10 protein-coding genes are annotated in these 15,500 nt (G+C 73.2%); 5 read left to right on the top strand and 5 right to left on the bottom strand.

All coding sequences use genetic code 11. From position 1 onward, the window contains the following. Positions 1-120: 120 nt before the first annotated feature. A complete protein-coding gene (locus V3T34_RS25760) occupies positions 121-1,479 on the bottom strand; it encodes a formimidoylglutamate deiminase (protein WP_305076865.1) in 1,359 nt (452 codons plus the stop codon). Between the two features lie 136 nt (positions 1,480-1,615). Here V3T34_RS25760 and hutI point away from each other — a divergent pair, with 136 nt between their 5' ends. Continuing rightward, entirely contained in the window at positions 1,616-2,836 is a 1,221-nt protein-coding gene (gene hutI / locus V3T34_RS25755; protein WP_305076864.1) for an imidazolonepropionase, read from the top strand. Positions 2,837-2,888: 52 nt separating this feature from the next. Beyond that, positions 2,889-4,553, top strand: coding sequence for a urocanate hydratase (hutU, locus tag V3T34_RS25750; protein ID WP_091885732.1), 1,665 nt, complete (start codon positions 2,889-2,891; stop codon positions 4,551-4,553). Between the two features lie 1,216 nt (positions 4,554-5,769). Here the strand turns inward: hutU and V3T34_RS25745 are convergent. After that, entirely contained in the window at positions 5,770-6,849 is a 1,080-nt protein-coding gene (locus tag V3T34_RS25745) for a replication initiator protein A (RefSeq protein ID WP_305076901.1), read from the bottom strand. Between the two features lie 290 nt (positions 6,850-7,139). On the opposite strand from V3T34_RS25745, the gene V3T34_RS25740 reads away from it, so the two are divergent. Both V3T34_RS25740 and V3T34_RS25735 read left to right on the top strand, forming a co-directional pair. Next, positions 7,140-7,568, top strand: coding sequence for a DUF1236 domain-containing protein (locus V3T34_RS25740; RefSeq protein ID WP_305076863.1), 429 nt, complete (start codon positions 7,140-7,142; stop codon positions 7,566-7,568). 98 nt (positions 7,569-7,666) lie between these two features. Further along, positions 7,667-10,006: a PAS domain S-box protein gene (locus V3T34_RS25735; RefSeq protein WP_060850795.1), complete on the top strand. Its 2,340-nt coding sequence runs from the start codon at positions 7,667-7,669 to the stop codon at positions 10,004-10,006. A 196-nt stretch (positions 10,007-10,202) separates the two neighbouring features. On the opposite strand, the gene V3T34_RS25730 is transcribed toward V3T34_RS25735, so the two are convergent. Continuing rightward, a complete protein-coding gene (locus V3T34_RS25730) occupies positions 10,203-11,150 on the bottom strand; it encodes an alpha/beta fold hydrolase (RefSeq protein WP_305076862.1) in 948 nt (315 codons plus the stop codon). Positions 11,151-11,227: 77 nt separating this feature from the next. Here V3T34_RS25730 and V3T34_RS25725 point away from each other — a divergent pair, with 77 nt between their 5' ends. Then, on the top strand, positions 11,228-11,836 hold the full coding sequence (locus V3T34_RS25725) for a TetR/AcrR family transcriptional regulator (RefSeq protein WP_060850793.1): 609 nt from the start codon (positions 11,228-11,230) through the stop codon (positions 11,834-11,836). 49 nt (positions 11,837-11,885) lie between these two features. On the opposite strand, the gene V3T34_RS25720 is transcribed toward V3T34_RS25725, so the two are convergent. After that, positions 11,886-14,315: a glycosyl hydrolase 2 galactose-binding domain-containing protein gene (locus V3T34_RS25720; RefSeq protein ID WP_305076861.1), complete on the bottom strand. Its 2,430-nt coding sequence runs from the start codon at positions 14,313-14,315 to the stop codon at positions 11,886-11,888. Positions 14,316-14,515: 200 nt separating this feature from the next. After that, the gene (locus V3T34_RS25715) at positions 14,516-15,493 is read right to left on the bottom strand and encodes a DUF1839 family protein (RefSeq protein WP_305076860.1); all 978 of its coding nucleotides are present in this window, start codon (positions 15,491-15,493) and stop codon (positions 14,516-14,518) included. Between the last annotated feature and the right edge of the window lie 7 nt (positions 15,494-15,500).

Genomic DNA, 15,500 nt, shown 5'->3' with positions numbered 1-15,500 from the left:
CCTATCCTGGCCGGCACCGGACGCGCCCCATCCGATTTCCGCATCGCCCCGGCGTGTGGAGCCTGCGGCTCCGCCGCGCGGGCTCTTGGTCCGGGATCCGGAATCCTTCCGGATCCCGTGTCACTCCGCCATCAGCCGCCCGAGCGCCGCCGCGTACCGCGAGCCCACCGCCTCCCGGGCATGGTGGCGCCCGCCCGCGACGACCTGGCGCCCGGCGACCCAGACCGCGTCCACCGCGCGGGAGCCGGCGGCGAAGATCCAGCCGTCGAGGAGGGCGTCGCCGTGGCGCTCGATCAGCGCCGGATCCGTCCCGGCCAGCGCCACGCAATCGGCCGGGGCCCCGGGGGCGAGGCCGCCGCCCTCCGCGGCCAGGGCCTGGCCGCCGCCGGCGAGCGCCGCGTCGAAGAGCGCGCGGCCGGTCGAGGCGCCGGGGGCGGCGAGCACGTTGCGCTGGCGGTGCCCGAGGCGCTGGGCGTATTCGAGCTGGCGCAGCTCGTCGGCGGCGCCGACCAGCACGTTCGAATCGGTGCCGACCCCGTAGCGGCCGCCCGCCGCGACGAAGTCCGGCGCCGGGAAGATGCCGTCGCCGAGGCTCGCCTCGGTCACCGGGCACAGGCCGGCGACGGCGCCGCTTCCGGCGAAGCGGGCGGTCTCGTCGGGCGTCATGTGGGTGGCGTGGATCAGGCACCAGCGCGGATCGAGCCCGGCGTGATCGAGGAGCCACTCCACCGGGCGCGCGCCGGACCAGGCCAGGCACTCCTCGACCTCCCGCACCTGCTCGGCGGCGTGGATATGGACCGGCCCGCCGTCGGCCAGCGCGACCGCCGCCGTCAGGTCGTCGGGCGTCACCGCCCGCAGGCTGTGGGGCGCGACGCCCAGGGTGGCGCCGGGCAGATCCGCCACGACGGCCCGGGAGGCCTCGACCATGCGGGCGAAGAGATCGAGATCGGAGACGAAGCGGCGCTGGCCGTCGTTCGGTGCGATGCCGCCGAAATTCGACCGGCGGTAGAGCACCGGCAGCAGGGTGAGGCGCAGGCCCGCGAGGGAGGCCGCCGCGGCGATCCGTTCGGCCATCTCGGCGACGTTGGCGTAGGGCGCACCGTCGGGCGCGTGGTGCAGGTAGTGGAACTCGCCGACCCGGGTGAAGCCGGATTCGAGCATCTCGACATAGGCCTGCGCCGCCACCGCCTCGGCCTCGTCCGGGCTCATCCGCAGGGCGAAACGGTACATCGTCTCGCGCCAGGTCCAGAACGTGTCGGCGGCGGGGCCGCGCCGCTCGGCGAGCCCGGCCATGCCGCGCTGGAAGGCGTGGCTGTGGAGGTTCGGCAGGCCCGGCACCAGCACGGCCACCCGGGTGTCGCCGGGCTGCGGGGCGCAACCGGCCTCGACCGCCGAGAACCGCCCCTCGGCCACGGTCAGCCGGAGGTCGGCCTGCCAGCCCGTGGGGGTGAGGGCATGGCTCGCGTGCAGCACGGTCATCGGCGCGTCTCCTGCATGGGGGCGAGGACGAGGATGGGGGCGAGGACGAGCGGGCGCGGCAGCGCTCCGTCCATTCATGTCTATACAAAGCGCACCGATAATGTCTATACATATGCGCGAATCACGGGAGACGTGCATGAGCGAGACAGAAGACGGGCCGCGGGTCTGGCGCAACGTCCGGCTCGCCACCTTCGCGCCCGGGCTTCCCGGGATCGGCGCGGTGGAGCGGGGCGCGCTCGCGGTCCGCGACGGCCGCATCCTGTATGCCGGGCCCGAGGCCGGGCTGCCGGGGGCGCTGGCGGGCGCCGAGGTGGTCGACGGCGAGGGCCGCTGGATCACCCCGGGGCTGATCGACTGCCACACCCACCTCGTCTGGGCCGGCGACCGGGCGCACGAGTTCGAGCTGCGGCTCGCCGGGGCCTCCTACGAGGAGGTGGCGCGGGCCGGCGGCGGCATCGTCTCGTCGGTCGCCGCCCTGCGCAAGGCGAGCGAGGACGACCTCGTGCGCGAGACCCTGCCGCGGCTCGACGCGCTGATCGCCGAGGGCGTCACCACGGTCGAGGTGAAGTCGGGCTACGGGCTCGACCTCGCGAGCGAGCGCAAGACGCTCCGCGCCGCCCGCCGCCTCGCCGGGATGCGGCCGGTCTCGATCCGCACCACGTTCCTCGGCGCCCACGCCCTGCCGCCGGAGGCTCGCGGCGACAAGGACGCGTTCATCGCCGAGGTCGCCGACACGATGCTGCCGGCGCTCGCCGCGGAAGGCCTGGTCGATGCGGTCGACGCGTTCTGCGAGGGCATCGCCTTCTCGCCCGACCAGGTCGCGCGGGTGTTCGCGCGTGCCGAGAGCCTCGGCCTGCCGGTGAAGCTCCATGCCGACCAGCTCTCGAATCTCGGCGGGGCCGCGCTGGCGGCGCGCCACGGCGCCCTCTCGGCCGATCACCTGGAGCATACCGACGAAGCCGGCGCCGCCGCCATGGCGAAAAGCGGCACCGTCGCGGTGCTCCTGCCCGGCGCCTACTACTTCATCCGCGAGACCAAGCTGCCGCCGGTCGGGCTCTTCCGGCAGCACGGCGTTCCGATGGCGGTCGCCACCGACGCCAATCCGGGCACCTCGCCGCTGACCTCGCTGCTGCTCGCCATGAACATGGCCGCGACCCTGTTTCGCCTCACCGTCGACGAGTGCCTGGCCGGCGTGACCCGCGAGGCCGCCCGCGCCCTCGGCCTCCTGTCCGAGGTCGGAACCCTCGAGGCCGGCAAGCGCGCCGACCTCGCGGTGTGGTCGGTCGAGCGGCCGGCCGAGCTCGTCTACCGCATGGGCTTCAACCCGCTGCACGCCCGCATCTGCGGAGCGCGATGAGGACCAGCCACCCCACGATCGAACCCCACCCTCCCGCCCGGAGCCCCTGCCCATGAGCCGCATCGACAACGCCCGCACCATCCGCGCCCCCCATGGCGCCACCCTCACCGCCAAGAGCTGGCTCACCGAGGCGCCGCTCCGGATGCTGATGAACAACCTCGATCCCGACGTCGCCGAACGCCCGGGCGAGCTGGTGGTCTATGGCGGCATCGGCCGGGCGGCGCGGGACTGGGCGAGCTTCGACCGCATCGTGGCGGCCCTGAAGGATCTCGACGACGACCAGACCCTGCTGGTGCAGTCGGGCAAGCCGGTGGGCGTGTTTCGCACCCATGCCGACGCCCCCCGGGTGCTGATCGCCAACTCGAACCTGGTGCCGCACTGGGCGACCTGGGAGCATTTCCACGAGCTCGATCGCAAGGGCCTGATGATGTACGGCCAGATGACGGCCGGCTCCTGGATCTACATCGGCAGCCAGGGCATCGTGCAGGGCACCTACGAGACCTTCGTCGAGATGGGCCGCCAGCACTACGCCGGCGACCTGTCGGGCCGGTGGATCCTCACCGCGGGTCTCGGCGGCATGGGTGGCGCGCAGACGCTGGCCGCCACCATGGCGGGGGCCTCCTGCCTCGCGGTCGAGGCGCAGGCCTCGCGCATCGAGTTCCGGCTGCGCACCGGCTACGTCGACGTCCAGGCCCGCGACCTCGACCACGCCCTGGAGCTGATCGAGGAATCCCGCCGCACCAAGACCCCGCGCTCGGTGGCGCTGCTGGGCAACGCCGCGGACGTGTTCGGCGAGCTCTACGCCCGCGGCGTGCGCCCCGATTGCGTCACCGACCAGACCTCGGCCCACGATCCGGTCAACGGCTACCTGCCGGCGGGCTGGACGGTCGCCGAGTGGGAAGCCCGGCGCGAGACCGATCCGGCCGCGGTCGCCGCGGCGGCCAAGCGCTCGATGGCGGTGCACGTCCGGGCGATGCTCGATTTCCACCGCGCCGGCGTGCCGGTGGTCGATTACGGCAACAACATCCGGCAGATGGCGCTGGAAGAAGGGGTCGAGGACGCCTTCGCCTTCCCGGGCTTCGTGCCGGCCTATATCCGTCCGCTCTTCTGCCGCGGCGTCGGGCCGTTCCGCTGGTGCGCCCTCTCGGGCGACCCGGAGGACATCTACGCGACCGACGCCAAGGTGAAGGAGCTTCTGCCCGACAACCACCACCTCCACCGCTGGCTCGACATGGCGCGGGACAAGATCCGGTTCCAGGGCCTGCCGGCGCGGATCTGCTGGGTCGGCCTCGGAGACCGCCACCGCCTCGGGCTGGCCTTCAACGAGATGGTGCGCAAGGGCGAATTGAAGGCCCCGATCGTCATCGGCCGCGACCACCTCGATTCCGGCTCGGTCGCCTCGCCGAACCGCGAGACCGAGGCGATGCGCGACGGCTCGGACGCGGTCTCCGACTGGCCGCTCCTGAACGCGCTCCTCAACACCGCGTCGGGCGCCACCTGGGTCTCGCTGCACCACGGCGGCGGCGTCGGGATGGGGTTTTCGCAGCATTCCGGCATGGTCATCGTCTGCGACGGCAGCGAGGACGCCGACCGGCGCCTGGAACGCGTCCTGTGGAACGACCCCGCCACCGGCGTGATGCGCCACGCCGATGCCGGCTACGACGAGGCGGTCGCCTGCGCCCGGGAGCATGGGCTGGACCTGCCCTCGCTCGGGTGAGGGCGTCTTCGCGCATGCGACCCGGGCCTTAAGGGAATCGATCGAGCGATCATCGACCCATCTCGCGGAACGGCTGCAGCGGTTGTCACCTCCGCTGGAGCCGTTCGCCGGGTTGGGCCGATCGTCGAACTGCCCATCCCTCAGGATGAGATCTGGGTCGCACGAGCAGCCGAACGGCGATTTTTCTGCAAGTCCGCGCCGGATGACGCGCGGCGTATTTCGGGAACGGGACCGGTATTCACGAAAACCGATCGCCTGGACGTCCCGGCAGCGCGGTCCGGTCCGTTCCTGGATTTCGGCGTCGCGATCCCCGGGACCGCCCTCTGACGTCCGCCTCGTCCACGGGTGCAGGGGTTGGATTGCGGGGAAACCGTGCAGGGCTTCCTGCCCGGTCGGCTGCTTGTCCCCGCTGTCCCCGATGTACGTCGGCCTCCGCCGCACCGTTTCGCATCAGGCCGCGTACCGCTCCGGCCTCATCGCGATCGAGCCTTCCAATCCGCCCGGTTGCCTGGGCCGACCGCTGCAAGGCCTCGCCACACGGACCGACCGCCGTCAGGGCGTACTTCACGAACGGCTCGCCGAGGCGCCACCCTTCGCCGTTTCGCCTTCGCGCCTTGACCGGTGGCCTGTCCGATCCCGTGCATCCGCTCGTACGATGCGAGGTCCCGCGAGTCGAGAACCCGATCCTCCCTCCCGAAGAGTCCCACAGGAAAGCTTACGCGAGTCGAGTCCAGCCCGGTTCCCCCGGTTCGACAGACGCCGTGGCCGATTGGTTCGTTCCGACGAGTCCGGTGGACTCCTGTGGACGCCCTGTGACTCGCCTCTCGACTCGCGATTGCCGCGCACGACTCGGGGTCCACGCTCCCTGTCCGGGTTTTCCCCAGTATGCACCGTTTAGAGTGTTACAGGAATCTTTATGGATTTAGGCGCTCCGGCGGCAGCGATTCCGCGAACCCGCCCAAAAGCTTAACGCGAGTCGGCCGTTCCCGATGTACCGAGGATTCGTCCCCGTTGTGCCGGCCCTCGCGTCCCCGATGTGCCGTGCCGGCGTTCCCGATGGGACGGGGCCGTTCCCGAAGTACCGATCCGCCCCCGCGGCGTTCCCGATGTGCCGACGAGGCCCGAGTCATTCACAGGGATTCCGGGGATTTCCCCTCGGGGCCGTCCGCTCCTCCCGCCCGCCGACCCGTACATCGGGAACGGCGGGGCCTGTGGATTACCGGGCGTCGCGCACGAACCGCTCGGCGAAGCCCAGGAAGGCGCTCTCGTAGTTCTTCGGCTCGCGGGTCGCGTCGCCCTCGAGCCAGTGGTCGAACTCGGTCTTGAGGCCGTAGACGTCCCAGCCCGGATGGGCCTTGCGGCACAGCGCGATCGTCTCGTCCGACAGGTGGCGGAAGAGCGGCAGCTCGGCCCCGGCCTTGGGCTTGCGGGTGCGTTTCGGCTTCTCCGCCGGAGCCGCCAGAACCTCGTCGCTCGCGAGGTCGCGGCGGATCATCCGCAGGTGCGGCTCGCCGCGCTCCTTGTCCTCGATCCGCAGCACGAAGCCCGGCAGTTCGTCGGCCTTGGCGATCTTGGCGATCTCGAACTTGAACCGGCGATAGGTGCCCTCGGCGCCCGACTTGTCGAACAGGGTCGGCAGGCTGATGGCGAACCCCCCCTCCCCCGCCCCGCCGGCATGCTTGCGGGCGATGCGGTAGAGCCAGCGCTCGCGCCCGCCGGTGATGCCGAAATAGGTGGGGTCGATGGCGAGCACGCCGCCATCCATCAGCACGCCCTCGTAGAACCAGTCCGACAGGGTGATCGACATGCCCCGGCTGGCATTGGTTTCCTCGTCGATCGTGTCGTCGAAGGCGTCGATCCAGCTGAACTGCCGCTCCTTGCGCTTGGCCTTCTCGGCCCGGATGTTGGTGCGCACCGAGGTCGATTGCAGGCGAAACAGCGCGTCGCGCAGGAGCTTGTACTGGCGCCCGCCGGTCTCGCGGCCGATGCCCTTCAGGAGGTCGTAGGGCATGAAGTGGAGCTTGCGCGGGATGTCGTTGCGGCCGCGCTTCTTCATCTCGCAGATCGTCGAGGCGGCCCAGATCAGGATGTCGGCGTCCCAGATCGTCGCCATGCCGTAGGCCTGGTTCGGCAGCACCCGCACCCAGACCGAGCCGTCGGGGCTCGTATAGTCGATCTCCTTGAGCCGCTTCTGCTTGGCGATCGAGAAGAACGGCCGCTCCATCGTCTCCCGCTGGTCGCGGAAGTGCACGAAGGGCACCACCATGTCGATCTGGTCGTTGCGCCGATGGCTCATCGTCACGCCCGTGTCAGGCCCGCAGCCGGATGCGCCGGCCCGCGCCGTGCCGTCCCGTTCCCGCCGCGATGCCGTCCCGCACTCCGTCTCATGCCGGCGACGCTAGGACCCGCCCGCCTTCCAAATCGTGGACGAAACAGGGTTTTTCGATTCCGTCCCCGATCCTCTTCAATCGCGGTTAACGCCGAATCCGGATGCCGCGCGCCGCCTCGACCGGTCGCGTCCGGGAACCGGAATGGCGGCCGCGCGGTTCTCGGTCCAACAGCCAAGCTCGCCCGAGACCGCCCGTCATGACTTCTCGCTCCCTCCGCCGTACCGCCCTGCCCCTCGCCGCCCTCCTCCTCGGCTTCGGCATCGCCGCCGCGCAGGCGCAAGGCACGGCGCGCGGCGCGCAGGACGGCGCGACGCGGGGCGAGGCGATCGCCGGGCCGGTGGGCGCGGTGGTGGGCGGCGCCATCGGGGCCGCGGTCGGCACCGCCAACAGCATCCTGGGGATCGACCGGCGCGAGCGCTTCCGCATCTACGCCGCCGGCGAGCACCGGCCGTCCTTCCGCCTCGCGGGCCCGGTGCAGGTCGGCACGGTGCTGCCGCCGGACGGCGTCGTCTACTACGACGTGCCGCCGGAATTCGCCCTCAAGGGCCTCAACTACACAATCGTCAACGACCATCCGGTCCTGGTCGAGCCCGGCACCCGCCGGATCGTCGAGGTGATCGACTGAAGGCGGAGGGCAATCCCTTCAGGATGACGGGGGATCGACGGTGACGGGGCATGCACCTTCGCGCTAAGAGCGGGACCGGATCACCCCGCCGGCCCTGAATGCCCCGTCCCCCCGACCTGCCGAGCCCCGTCTGCGACCCCGAGCGCCTCGCCGCGCTCGACGGCTACGCGGTGCTCGACACCCTGCCCGAGCGGGGGTTCGACGACGTGGTGCGGCTGGCCAGCCGCCTGTGCGACGCGCCGGTGGCGCTGGTGAGCCTGGTCGCCGGCGACCGGCAGTGGTTCAAGGCCCGCACGGGCTTCCCCTGGCCGCAGACGGATCTCGACAGCTCGGTCTGCGCCCACGCCCTGGCGCAGCCCGATTCGCTCCTCGTCATCCCCGACCTGAGCCGGGATCCCCGCACCCGGGCCAATCCCCTCGTCACCGCCGAGCCCGGCATCCGGTTCTATGCCGGCGCCCCCCTGCGCACGCCGGAGGGGCAGGTGCTCGGCACGCTCTGCGTGATCGACTACGTGTCCCGGCCGGACGGCCTGTCCGAGACCGAGGCCGGCGACCTGCGGGCGCTGGCGCGCCAGCTGATGACCCAGCTCGCCCTGCGCCGGGTGGCGGCGGATCGCGAGACGGCGCTCCGGGCGGCGCGGGCCACCGAGGAGCGCTACCGCCTCGCGGCGCGGGCCACCAACGACGCGATCTGGGACTGGGACTTTTCCGCCGACCAGGTTCTCTGGAACGAGGCGCTGGAGGCCGCCTACGGCCACGCTCCCGAGGCCGGCTCGACCACGGGCGCCTGGTGGATTGACCACATCCACCCCGACGACCGCGCCCGGATCGACGCCTCGATCCACGCCGTCATCGACGGGGGCGGAACCGCCTGGAGCGACGAGTACCGCTTCCGCCGGGCCGACGGCTCCTACGCCCGGGTGCTCGACCGCGGCTCGGTGATCCGCGACGAGGCGGGCCGCGCCGTGCGGATGATCGGCGCCATGTTCGACCTCTCCGAGCGCGAGCGCGCGGAGGCCGCCCGGCGCGACTCCGCGCGCCGGCTCGACCTCGAGCGCAGCCTGCTCGAATCGGTCTTCCGGCAGGCGCCGGTCGGCATCTCGGTCGTCGGGCACGAGCCGGGCGGGCCGAACCTCATCAACGCGAAGGGCGAGGAGATCCTGGGCCACGGCCTCGTCGCGCGGGCCCTCGCCCGCTACGAGCGCTTCGGCGCCGTCCATGCCGACGGGCGCCCCTACGCCCCGGACGACTATCCGTCGCTGCGCGCCCTGCGGGACGGGACCGTGGTGAGCGGCGAGGCGATGCTCTACCGCAACGCCGCCACGGGCCTGCGCCGGCTCGAGGTCTCGAGCGCGCCGGTGCGCGACGAGGACGGGGCGATCCGGGCGGCGGTGACGGTCTTCCTCGACGTGACCGAGCAGCGCCGGGCCGAGGCGCAGCTGCGCCGCCTCGCCCTCGTCGCCGAGCAGTCGAGCGACTTCATCGCCATCGCGGATGCGGAAGGGCGGATCGCCTACGTCAACCCGGCCGGCCGCGCCCTGGTGGGCCTCGCCGACGAGGCCGCGGCCCGGGCGATGCGCCTGACCGACTTCTTCCCGGCCGAAGACCTGCCCTTCGCCGAGGCGACGATCCTGCCGGCGATCCGGGACGGCGGGGCCTATGGTGGGTCTTGGAGCGGTGGGTCCTGGAGCGGCGATTTCCGCCTGCGCAACCTCGCCACCGGCGCCGCGGTGCCGGTCCGCTACAACCTGTTCGCGTTGCGAGGGCCCGGCGGCGCCTTCGAGGGCTTCGCCGCGGTGGGCCACGACATCTCGGCCCGCAAGGCCGCGGAGGCGCAGCAGGAGATCCTCAACCGCGAGCTGAGCCACCGGCTCAAGAACACCCTGGCGATGGTGCAGGCCATCGCCATGCAGACCCTGCGCAACGCGGCCGACCCGATGGCGGCCCGCGAGGCCCTGGCGGCCCGGCTGATCGCGCTCGGCAAGGCCCACGACCTCCTGCTCACCGGCGAGGGCGAGAGCGCGTCCCTGCGGGCGGTGCTCGAAGGCGCGCTGGCGATCCACGACGACGGCCGGCCCGGGCGCTTCCGCCTCGCGGGGCCGCCGGTGCCGTGCGGGTCGCGGGCGGCCCTCTCGCTCGCCCTGATGGCGCACGAACTCGCCACCAACGCGGTCAAGTACGGGGCGCTGCGGGTGCCCGAAGGCCACGTCACCCTCGACTGGCGCATCGACGGCCCGGACGCGCCGGTCCTCGCCCTGCGCTGGCAGGAGCATGGCGGTCCCAGGGTGGTGCCGCCGGCCCGCCGGGGCTTCGGCTCGCGCCTGATCGAGCGCGGGCTCGCCGGCACCGTCGACGGCGAGGTGGCGATGCACTACCCGCCCGAGGGGGCGGTCTGCACCCTGACGGCGCCGCTGGCGGAGCTGCAGCGCGGGGAGTGACGCGGTTTCCGCCTCGCGAAGCGATCGCGCAGCAATCGCCGAGCGATCGGAACCCCATGAGGCGCCGCGTTCGTCGCACCAATCCGGTTTCGCAAAAGCCGCGGCCCGGAGCCGCCGCGCATCCCGGCGAAGCGGACGCCGCCGGCCCGCATGGCGAGGGCGGCAAGGTCCGGGAAGAGATGCCGCGATGCCGGCGTCACGGCCGTACCGCCGGGCCGTCGGCCGCGAGCACGAAGGCCGCGAGCTCGGCCCCGAACCGGGCCGGTTCTTCGAAGAACGGGCTGTGCCCGCTCTCGGCATAGACCGACAGGCGACGACCCGGCCCGAGCGCCGCGATCCGCTCGGACATCGCCAGCCGGACGAGGCGGTCGTGGAGCCCGTGGGTCAGCAGGATCGGGCCGTCATAGGCGGCGAAGACCGGCTCGAGATCGGTGGTCGCGGTCCTGACGAAGCCCTCGTTCGCCGCCCGCGCCGCCATGCCGTTGACGACGAGCATCCGCTGCCAGTCGAGGCCGGTCGGCGGCCGGTGGAAGCAGGCGGCGAGGAAGTCCGCGGTCGCGGCGACGCGCGTGCCGAGGTCGTGCGAGGTCGCGCTCCGGGTGAAGTCGCCGGCGAGCGGCGTGAGCAGGTCCGGGGACAACCGGGTCACGGCATCGACGAGGTTGATCCCGGCGATGCCCGCGCCGCCGTACTTGCGCAGGTAGGCCCCGGCCACGTAGCCGCCGAGCGACCAGCCCACCAGCACGGGACGGCGCAGGCCCGCGGCGGCGATCACCGCGGCGACGTCGTCGGCCCAGAGGTCGGCCGCCGCGTAGGCGTCGAGGGCGTCGGGCTTGTCCGAGTCGCCGTGCCCGCGCAGGTCGAAGCGCACCCGCCGGAAGCCCGAAAGGGCCGGGTCGGCGAATTGCCGGTCCCAGCTCAGCCGGCTCTGCCGGAGCCCGTGGACGAACAGGATCTCGGGCGCGGCCGGATCCCCCGCCGCCTCCGCGGCCAGCCCTGTGCCGTCGCTGGAGCGGACCGGGATCGGAGCGCCGTCCCCGGCCGCCTGCGCCGGCCGGGCGGGCGACGCTGCCCCGGCGGCGCCGGGCCGGAGGGCCATGGTGGCGAGAGCGGCGGTGAGAGCGGCGCGGCGCGTCGGCTGCATGGGCTCGTCTCCTGTTGTTTAACGATCGCTATCAAACCGGTTTGACACGGGGTGTCAACGGTTGTTTAGTGTTCGATATGGAACGGGATGCGCGACGGCCGGGCGGACGGCCCTGGAGCTTCGACCGGGAGGCGGCGGTGGAGACCGCGATGCTGCTGTTCTGGCGTCATGGCTACGAGGGCGTCTCCGTCGGCGACCTGACGAAGGCGATCGGGATCGCGCCGCCGAGCCTCTACGCGGCGTTCGGCAGCAAGGCCGGCCTCTACCGGGCCGCGCTGGCCCGCTACGAGGAGATGCCGGGGCGCCTGGATCTCTCCGCCGTCGCGGCGGCGGGATCGTTGCCGGAGGCGGTGCGCCTGCTGCTCGAAGGGGCCGTGGCGGCGGTCACGCACCGCGAGCGGGAGCGGGGCTGCATGGTGTCGAGCGGCCTCGTCGCCTGCCACCCGGATCACGCCGCGCTCGCCCGCGAGGCCGGCGAGCGGCGGGAGGCCCTCCGGCGGCGGATCGCGCAGTCGCTCGCCGCCTTCGCGCCGCCCGATCGGGCCGAGCGGCTGGCCCGGCACCTGAGCGCCGCGATGCAGGGGATCTCGATCCAGGCCCGCGACGGGGCGTCCCGGGAGGACCTTCAAGAAATCGTCGAGGAGGTCGTCGCGGGTGTCGCGGCGCGCGCGGCCGCAGGGGCGTGACCGGGGCGCGCAGGCCCGCCCTTGCCGACGCGCGCCGCCGTCCCGGCGCTCAGAACCGGACCGTCTCGGTCCCGTTCACCGCCCGCACCGTGCCGCTCGGCCGTCCCGCCGTCGCGTGCAGTGCGATCAGGCGCTCGCTGCCCGGCGCGAGGTGAAACCAGTTGTCCGCCGGCCTCCCCTCCCCGTCGAGGCCGATATGGACCGACAGCGCGTGATGGTCCGTCGCGATCCGCAGCGCGGCGCCGGTCCCGCCCTCGACCAGCTCCGCCGAGAGCCCGATCTCCCGGGGAGCGGCGGCCCGCCCGGCCGGGAAGTGGAAGGCGTCGGCCAGCACCGTGCCGTCGGGGCGGCCGAGCCGCAGATGCGCGAGGTCGTGCGCCGCCGGGCCGAAGCGGTAGGCGGCGGTGGCGTCGAAGAAGCGGCCGAGCAGCGCGCCCGAGGACAGGGCGAGCGCGGAGCGGGGCGCCAGGGACACCGCCCGCTCGGCCCTGGCGGCGACCTTGCCGGCGCCGGTGGCGAAGGTGAGCGTCAGGACGGCGTCGACCGGCTCGGCGGTCTCGTTCAGCAGGTGGGCGTGGAGGCCGTTCAGGCCCTCGTCGGTGAGGAGCGCCTGGACCGGCCGGAAGGCGCGCTTCAGGGCGTACCAGGCCGATTTCGGCCGCCCGGCGACGTCGACCACGCCCCAGCCCGCGCCCGGCGCGAGGTCGCGCCAGAGCCAGACCAGGCCGCCGGCGGTGACCGAGCCGGTGCGCCGCCACTCGGCGAAGGTCGCCTCCATCACCTCGGCGACCGCCGCGCGGCCGAGCACTAGGTAGCGCTCCGGGTCGTCGCCGCGCAGGCGGCCCGGATCGAGGCCGTAGAGGGCGCCGACGTAATGGTCGCGCACGCCCTCGAAATCCCAGCCGGCGCCGCGGTCGCGCGGCACGCCGAGGGCCCAGGCCGGATCGCGCGGATCGGCGAGGCGGGCTTGCGTGGGCGAGGCGGGCTCCGGCACGTTGGCGAAGGCCAGGCACTCGGAGGCGAAGCGCACCTCGGCCCGGCGGGCATCCTCGAACGGGCGGAGATAGGCGCCGACCCCGTAATAGTGGGTCACGCCGGCATTCGTGGAGAACGGCAGGTCGCCGCCCGAGGGCGAGTTCGGCACCACGACGAGGTCGGGCCGGCGCGCGGCCGCCGCCTCGCGCAGCATCGCCTCCACCGCGGTGGCGCGCCAGACGGCTTCCGGAAACCCCAGCATCGCGGCCTGCTGCTCGACCTCGCTGCCGCCGCCGACGACGCAGAGCGAGGGCGAGGCCTGGAGCCGGTCGAGGAGCTGGCCGATCTCCGATTCGAGGGCCGACCGGAAGGCCGGGTCGTCGACCGGATAGTCGAAATTGGCCAGCATCAGGTCCTGCCAGACCAGGAGGCCGAGCTCGTCGCAGAGGTCGTGGAAGGCCGTCGCCTCGTACACCATCGTGCCGCCGACCCGCAGCATGGTCATGCCGGCCTCGACGGCGAGCGCCAGGAGCGGTGCGTAGGCCGCGCGCTCGCCCGGCAGCCCGACGAGGTCGGGCGGGGTCCAGCAGGCGCCGCGGCAGAAGACCGGTACGCCGTTGACCGCGAGGCTCAGGCCCTCCGCGAAGGGGCGCCGCATCGTGATCGTGCGGAATCCGACCCGGCCGAGATCGAAGCTCCGCCCCTCGGCCTCGACCGTGACGGCGTGCAGCCGCGGCTCGCCGTGGGTGTGCGGCCACCACAGGGCGATGCCGGGCAGGTCGAGCCGGCCCTCGAACCGGCCGGGGGCGGTCTCCGCGAGGACGGTCGCCCGGCCGTCGCAGCGCAGGATGACCGGACCGGCGGCGCCGGGGAGGTCGAAGCGGGCGGTGAGGCTCCCGGTCCCGTCCGCGACGCTGGTTCGCAGGTCGATGGCGGTGGGGCGGTCCCCCTCCCCTCTCCGGGTGACCGTACGGTAGGGGCCGACCGCCTCGACGCCCGGGCACCAGCCCGGCATGAAGCCGAGCAGCGTGGTGCGGGCGTGGCGCAGCGAGCCCGGGGTGGCGAGCTGCGGCCGCCAGCGGCCGCGCTTGTGCGGCCGGGCGAGATCCCGGGCGAGCGACCGGAAGGCGAGCGCGAGGGTATGGGTGCCGTCGAGGTCGACCGCGATCTCGTGGGCGAGGAACATCGAGCGGGAGGTGAGACGAAGCTCCCCGTCGAGCCAGACCTCGCACAGGGTCGCGAGACCCTCGAAGCGCAGGATCTCGCGGCCGTGGCCCTCCACCGCCGTGCGGTACCAGACGTCGGAGCCGTGCAGCGGCGTCGGCGCCGCGTCCGACCACAGCCTGGCGGCGCGCAACGCGCCGGCGGCGGTGCCGGGGACCGGGGCCGCGATGAAGCCCGGGAGCCCGTCGATGTCGCCCGGGTGCGTGCAGGCGCCGGGGGCGGTGACGATCATCTCCCACGGCCCGTCGAGGGCCCGGTCGACGGTGCGCAGAACGGCCATGGTGTCCCCGGAGGCTGTTTTCGCGTGTTCGAAGGCGCCGAAACGCTCCCCGTCAGGACGGGGGAAGGAGGGCGCGGGCTTCCCCCTCTCCCCGCGGGTGGGGAGAGGAGGCAACCCGCCCCTTTTTGCCGGATGGCACTCTCGGTATGGCGCGCTCCGCTGCGCGGTCTCGGATCGGCCCGATCCGCCGATCGCGCGCGTCACCCCGCCGCCAGCGCCCGATCCAGGGCCTGGAACACCGCCGCGTAGGTCGCCTCGGCGCCGGCGAGCCGCTCGGGCAGCCCGGCGAGCTTGCCGCGGGCATAGGCGCGGGCGAGCTGGAACTGGAAGGCCTTGGCCTCCTGCGACAGGCGCGTCGCCGCCTCCGCCGCCTCGCCGAACGGCCCCGTCCCTTGCGCCGTCAGCCAGGCGAGGTGGCTGCCGAGGAGCTCGAAATTCGCCCCGAGCTGGCGCGTGGTGTTGAAGGCGTAGGCGTGGAAGGCCGAGAGCGGGCGCTGCACGAAGGTGTCGTCCTTGCCCGCCAGCGCCGCGCGAAAGGCCGTGACCGGATTGGTGCTCGGCGCATGGGCGCGGTGCCGGCGCAGCAGCGCCAGGGCGGCGCCCGCGAGTTCCCGTCCCGCCAGGGCCGGGCCGCAGGGCTTCACGAACTCGGCATAGGGCAGGAGTTCGCCGCGGGTGAAGATGCCGTCGTAATCCTCGCCCGAGAGCGCGAAACGACCGGCATTGTGGAGGTAGTCGAGCCGGCGCTCCCGCGGGTCGAGGGCGAGGATCCCGATCGTGGTCTTCGAGGCCTCGCGCCGGTAGGTGGTGCCGGCGGTGTCGGGCAGGAAGAACGCGTTGACCTCGACCAGCACGGGCAGGCCGCGCCCCGCCTGGACCCGCGCATGGCTCTCCAGGTCCTCGTAGAGCGCGAGCTCCAGGATCTCCAGGCCGTACAGCGCTTCGAGGTCGGCGGCCTTCGGCTTGAAGAAGGTGAACTGGTCGCCCTCGAAATCCTGGCGCAGGGTGAAGCCCAGCATCGCCTCGGGCTCGAGCCCCCGCAGGTGCAGGAGCTCGATCCAGAGATCGACGTAGCAGTTCGTCTCCGGCCAGGTCCGGTCGGGGGCGTGGAGCGTGTGGGGGGCCGCGGACGTCTCCGTCCGCGGCGCGTCGAGGGAGAGAGCGAGGGCGGCCGACATCCCTGGC

Origin of the sequence: Methylobacterium ajmalii, assembly GCF_036448855.1 — a bacterium.
In the GTDB taxonomy this organism is placed as follows: domain Bacteria; phylum Pseudomonadota; class Alphaproteobacteria; order Rhizobiales; family Beijerinckiaceae; genus Methylobacterium; species Methylobacterium ajmalii.
Note: the sequence above shows the minus strand (reverse complement) of the source record. Positions and strands in the feature narration are given on the sequence as shown.